We start from the raw sequence: 4,426 nt of genomic DNA on the forward strand, positions 1-4,426 counted from the left end.
TCATCTTAATTCCAAGATGATAAGGAAGATCCGACATGGAGATCATCAATTGCTTTCTTGCCATTTTTTCTCACCTCTTTTCTTGCTATAATTATACCATGCAGAGCCAGTCAATGACTGAAATAAAGGTTTAAGAAAGCTCGTAGTTTAGCTGCATGGGAGGTAAGACAATGACTGAGAAGATGAAAGATACTGTCTATACAAAACGCTATGTTTACAACTGCCATTATCATCTGATCTGGTGCACTAAATACCGCAATCAGATCTTCACGACTAGCGAACTGGCAAGTGAGATGAAAGAGCTGATTATCGATACGGCAACAAGCAATGATATCCAGATTGAGAAACTAGAAGTTATGCCAGAACATGTCCATGCAATGATCTCCTTCAGACCGTCAAAATCTATCAGCTCAGTAGTGAAAGCTCTCAAGGGCCATACTGGATATATATTTTTGCGAGACCACCCAGACGTACGGAAAAACAAATGTTGGGGCGGCAACTTATGGTCATCCAGCTATTACATTGGGACTGTAGGCAATATGTCCAAAGACACCATAGAAAGATATATCAACGATCAGATCTACAATGCAAAAAAGGATGGCAAACCCTATCCATCCACCCATTGAAATAGGTGGACTTCCGGGCCTGCCATCCAGTGAATTAATCATTAAAAAGATCTGGACCAGCTTGTAGTATAATACAAGTAGGAAAAGATTTTGAATTGATGAAAAGCATCATGCCTTGACTTTTTAAAGGCATATAAAGAAAGGAGTTCAGGTAGTGAAAGTATATTGGAAAATTGCCTTTGCGTATATCGGGATCATAATTGGGGCAGGTCTGTCCAGTGGGCAGGACCTGCTCCAGTACTTCCTGAGTTTTGGCAAAGAGGGTTTGATCGGCGTTGTCTTACTAGGCCTGTTGAACATAATTTTTGGCTGGATAATGGTAACCCTGGGCTGCTATTACCGGGCGGATAATCATGAGCAGGTTTTCTCCCAGATAACCCACCCGGTTATTACCAGAATCTTGGATATTGTTCTGGTTGTGGGGAGTTTCGTAATGGGCTTTGTCATGATTGCCGGGGCCGGTTCCAACTTGCACCAGCAATTTTCGATTTCCCCCTGGATCGGCAGTCTACTCTGTTCAGCCCTGGTCATCCTGGTCGCCTTTCTGGACTTTGACAAAATCACAGGTGTGCTGGGGATTTTTACCCCGATAATGATTGCCATGATTCTGCTGCTTACGGCTTACACCTTCATCGGCAAGTCCTACGACTTTACCATGCTGGAGCAAGCGGCCAGGACGATCAAGCCGGCAATGGGGAATGTTTGGATTTCCGTCATCAATTATTACGCCCTCTGTGCCATGACCGGGGTGTCCATGGCCTTTATCCTTGGCGGCTCCATGGTCCGGATTGGCAATGCCGAAAAGGGGGGCTTTCTGGGGGGCTTGCTGATCGGAATCATCGTTTTAGCGGCTTCATTTTCCTTATTTGCCAATATTAATCTGGTGAAAAATTCTGACATGCCAATGCTGGCAATCGTCAATCAAATTCATCCGGCCCTGGCCCTTGTTTATGCCTTGACGATTTTTGCTTTGATATTTAATACGGCCTTCTCACTCTACTATTCGATTGCCAGAAGATTTTCGTCTGGCGACAAGGGGAAGATAAGAATGCTGATGGTGGCCATTACCGTTGCTGGCTTCATCTGCAGCTTCGGCGGCTTTAAGCAGCTGATCAGCTTTATGTACCCGATTTTGGGTTATATGGGGATGCTACTCTTGGCAGTCCTTTTGATCGGCTGGTTAAAAGAACACCAGAATATCATCTTTGAAAAATTTGCCAGAAGAAAAATGCTCCGGATCTCAATCAAGAAGCAGCATCCGGAGATGAAGGTGACGAAAAAAGACCGGGAGCTTTATGATGAACTTAGTGAAATCAGCCCGGCAGACACGACTGACTTAAAGACTGACATTTCCAAAATGGCTAAGGAGATTGTTGCTAATGTCGATGATTCCAAGGCCTTCGTTAAAAAGGAACTTCCAGTTGATGATGACAAGCTGCATGAAAGTTTAGACAAGAAGAAATAAGCAAAAATGAGCCTGAGCGAAAACTCAGACTCATTTTTTGATTGGGGGCAAGCGGAGGAGCTGCTTGAAATACTGGGCATATTGTGCTGGGGTCAGCTTTTGGTGGTCAGCCTGCCAGCCTTGTCGATAAAGTGGATTTCTGACCAAAGCATGCCTTCAACCCGCTTGCCGGCTTTGCTGGCTTAAGATTTCAGCTGGCACAGTCGTAAAAACTTCCTTAGCAAAAGCTGACAGGGCAGCTTCATAATTAGGAAGAGTTTTTTAGTAGAGGCTAAGAGGCCATTAAGAAAGTAAAATGCTATCATATAAGTATCTATAGAGAATGTGAGGAAATGAAAATGAAGGGTACCGCGATACCAATTTATGAGATGTTTGACGGTTCAAAAACTAAGCTACAAATTCCTGTATACCAAAGAAATTATGATTGGAAAGTTCCGAACTGCCAACAACTTTTTGATGATTTGGTTGATATGGTAAAAGAGGATAGAGACACCCACTTCTTCGGTAGCATTGTTGAAATTGGCGGAGATTACAGCAGCAAACTTCAAATTATCGACGGTCAACAGCGCCTAACTACCGTATATCTTCTTATTTTGGCTATGGTTAAACTACTAGAAGATGGTCAAATTGAAGCAAAAGATCCAGACCTAGTTGCTGAAGAAATTGAAGAGGATTATTTAATCTGCCGGCATGTGAAAGACAAAGAGAATATTGACCATTATAAATTGCAGCCCGTCAAGCATGATGCCGAAGCCTTGATGAAACTATTTGGACCAGAATCTGACTATGTAAAAGAGTCTAATCAAACCACCAACTTTAAATTTTTCCAAGATGAGATATTGAAGCAAAGGATCACAGTTGATGAGCTCTGGGATGCAATACAACGGCTCATTGTAATTGATATTTCACTCAGACAAGGGGAAGATGATGCCCAGCTGATTTTTGAAAGCTTGAACTCCACCGGTGTTGATTTGACCGAAGCCGATAAAATCAGAAACTTTGTCTTGATGAATCTGCCAGCCGACCAGCAGGAAGAATTCTATAACAAGTATTGGCATCCGATTGAACTTGATACGGAAGAAGGTAACGAGTATCACGTTTCTGAGTTTATCCGTAACTACTTAACCTTCAAGCTCAAAAAGGTTCCTGCCATGGGCAAGGTCTATCTGGTCTTTAAGCGTTTCATTGAGCAGAAAAAGCTGACCACAGAAGCTGTTTTGCAGGATTTGCTCAAGTATGCAGGTTACGAGAAACAGATCAGAAGTGCGCAGAATCCAAGCACTAAGGTAAACGTGTTGCTTAAGCGTTTGGCTGTCTTGGAAGTGAGTGTTACCAGACCGTTTATTCTGCCGCTTTTTGACTACTGGCAAGAAGGTAAAGTCAGCGCTGATGAAGTCGCGGCTGTTTTGGGGAGTATTGAATCGTACATTTTCAGACGACTGATTTGCGGGATGCAGAATAATTCATTAAACAAGTTGTTTGCGACCCTGTTTAGCGACTCCCTTAAGTACGTTGACCAGTCAGACAACTATGTTGATATCATCAACTACTTGCTTCTGTCTAAAACGGAAGTCTCACACTTCCCGACGGATGATGAATTCGCGGAAAGCATTGAGACCAGGGATGCCTATAACATGCGGCAGCAGACCAAGTACTATCTTTTTGACCGTCTAGAGAACCAGGATTCCTTAGAGAGAGTCAATGTCATTGACGGGATGCAGAACAATCGCTATACGATTGAACATATTATGCCGCAGACGCTGTCAAGCGCGTGGAAAAAAGAGCTTGGGGATGATTATCAAGCGATTTATGATCGTTGGGACAACCGTCTCGCCAACTTGACTTTGACGGCTTATAATTCAAGCTACAGCAACAAGAGTTTTTACGAGAAAAAGACGGCTGAGAACGGCTTTGATCATAGCGGGTTTAGACTGAACGATTTTGTTAAGGGATGCGACCAGTGGACTGAAAAGGAATTGAAAGAACGTAGTGAACATCTGAAGCAGACGGCTTTGAAGCTCTGGCCAATGCCAAGCAGTAATTTTCAGCCAAAGGTTGTTGAAAATGAAGTTTATGGCCTTGATGATGACAATAACTACGCTAACGTGAAGATCGCTTCCTACAGTCTGATGAATACACCTTATAAGCTGCCTAAACGGACCTGGAAAGAGATGTATATCGGAGTTGTGCGGGCACTCTATGAGCTTGATCCTGTGCCTATGAGCCAACTAATTGCAGGGGATCGAACTAAACTGGAAAAAGTACTGATTGACCACCCAGAAAACGGCTTTAGCCAAGTTGCTGACGGTGTCTACTTGTACACGAGCACTGACAA

General features: G+C 43.4%; 4 protein-coding genes. All 4 read left to right on the forward strand.

Annotation, left to right across the window (positions count from 1 at the left end; genetic code table 11):
* The first annotated feature begins 170 nt into the window (after positions 1 to 170).
* The gene (gene tnpA, locus Q0J41_RS01460; RefSeq protein ID WP_296225235.1) at positions 171 to 626 is read left to right on the forward strand and encodes an IS200/IS605 family transposase; all 456 of its coding nucleotides are present in this window, start codon (positions 171 to 173) and stop codon (positions 624 to 626) included.
* 154 nt (positions 627 to 780) lie between these two features.
* Positions 781 to 2,091, forward strand: a complete 1,311-nt coding sequence (locus Q0J41_RS01465; RefSeq protein WP_296225237.1) for a hypothetical protein — start codon at positions 781 to 783, stop codon at positions 2,089 to 2,091.
* 6 nt (positions 2,092 to 2,097) lie between these two features.
* Positions 2,098 to 2,277 carry a hypothetical protein gene (locus Q0J41_RS01470; RefSeq protein ID WP_296225238.1) on the forward strand — a complete coding sequence of 60 codons (180 nt, stop codon included), beginning with the start codon at positions 2,098 to 2,100 and terminating at the stop codon, positions 2,275 to 2,277.
* 152 nt (positions 2,278 to 2,429) lie between these two features.
* The coding region (locus Q0J41_RS01475) for a DUF262 domain-containing protein (protein WP_296225240.1) at positions 2,430 to 4,426 on the forward strand (1,997 nt) is incomplete at its 3' end.

The sequence above is a fragment of the uncultured Lactobacillus sp. genome, from assembly GCF_944327175.1.
Lineage (GTDB): Bacteria > Bacillota > Bacilli > Lactobacillales > Lactobacillaceae > Lactobacillus.

Bases quoted from the DNA above. Each gene is read 5' to 3' on its own strand.
- tnpA (WP_296225235.1), top strand. From the start codon at position 171: ATGACTGAGAAGATGAAAGATACTGTCTATACAAAACGCTATGTTTAC.
- Q0J41_RS01470 (WP_296225238.1), top strand. From the start codon at position 2,098: ATGAGCCTGAGCGAAAACTCAGACTCATTTTTTGATTGGGGGCAAGCG.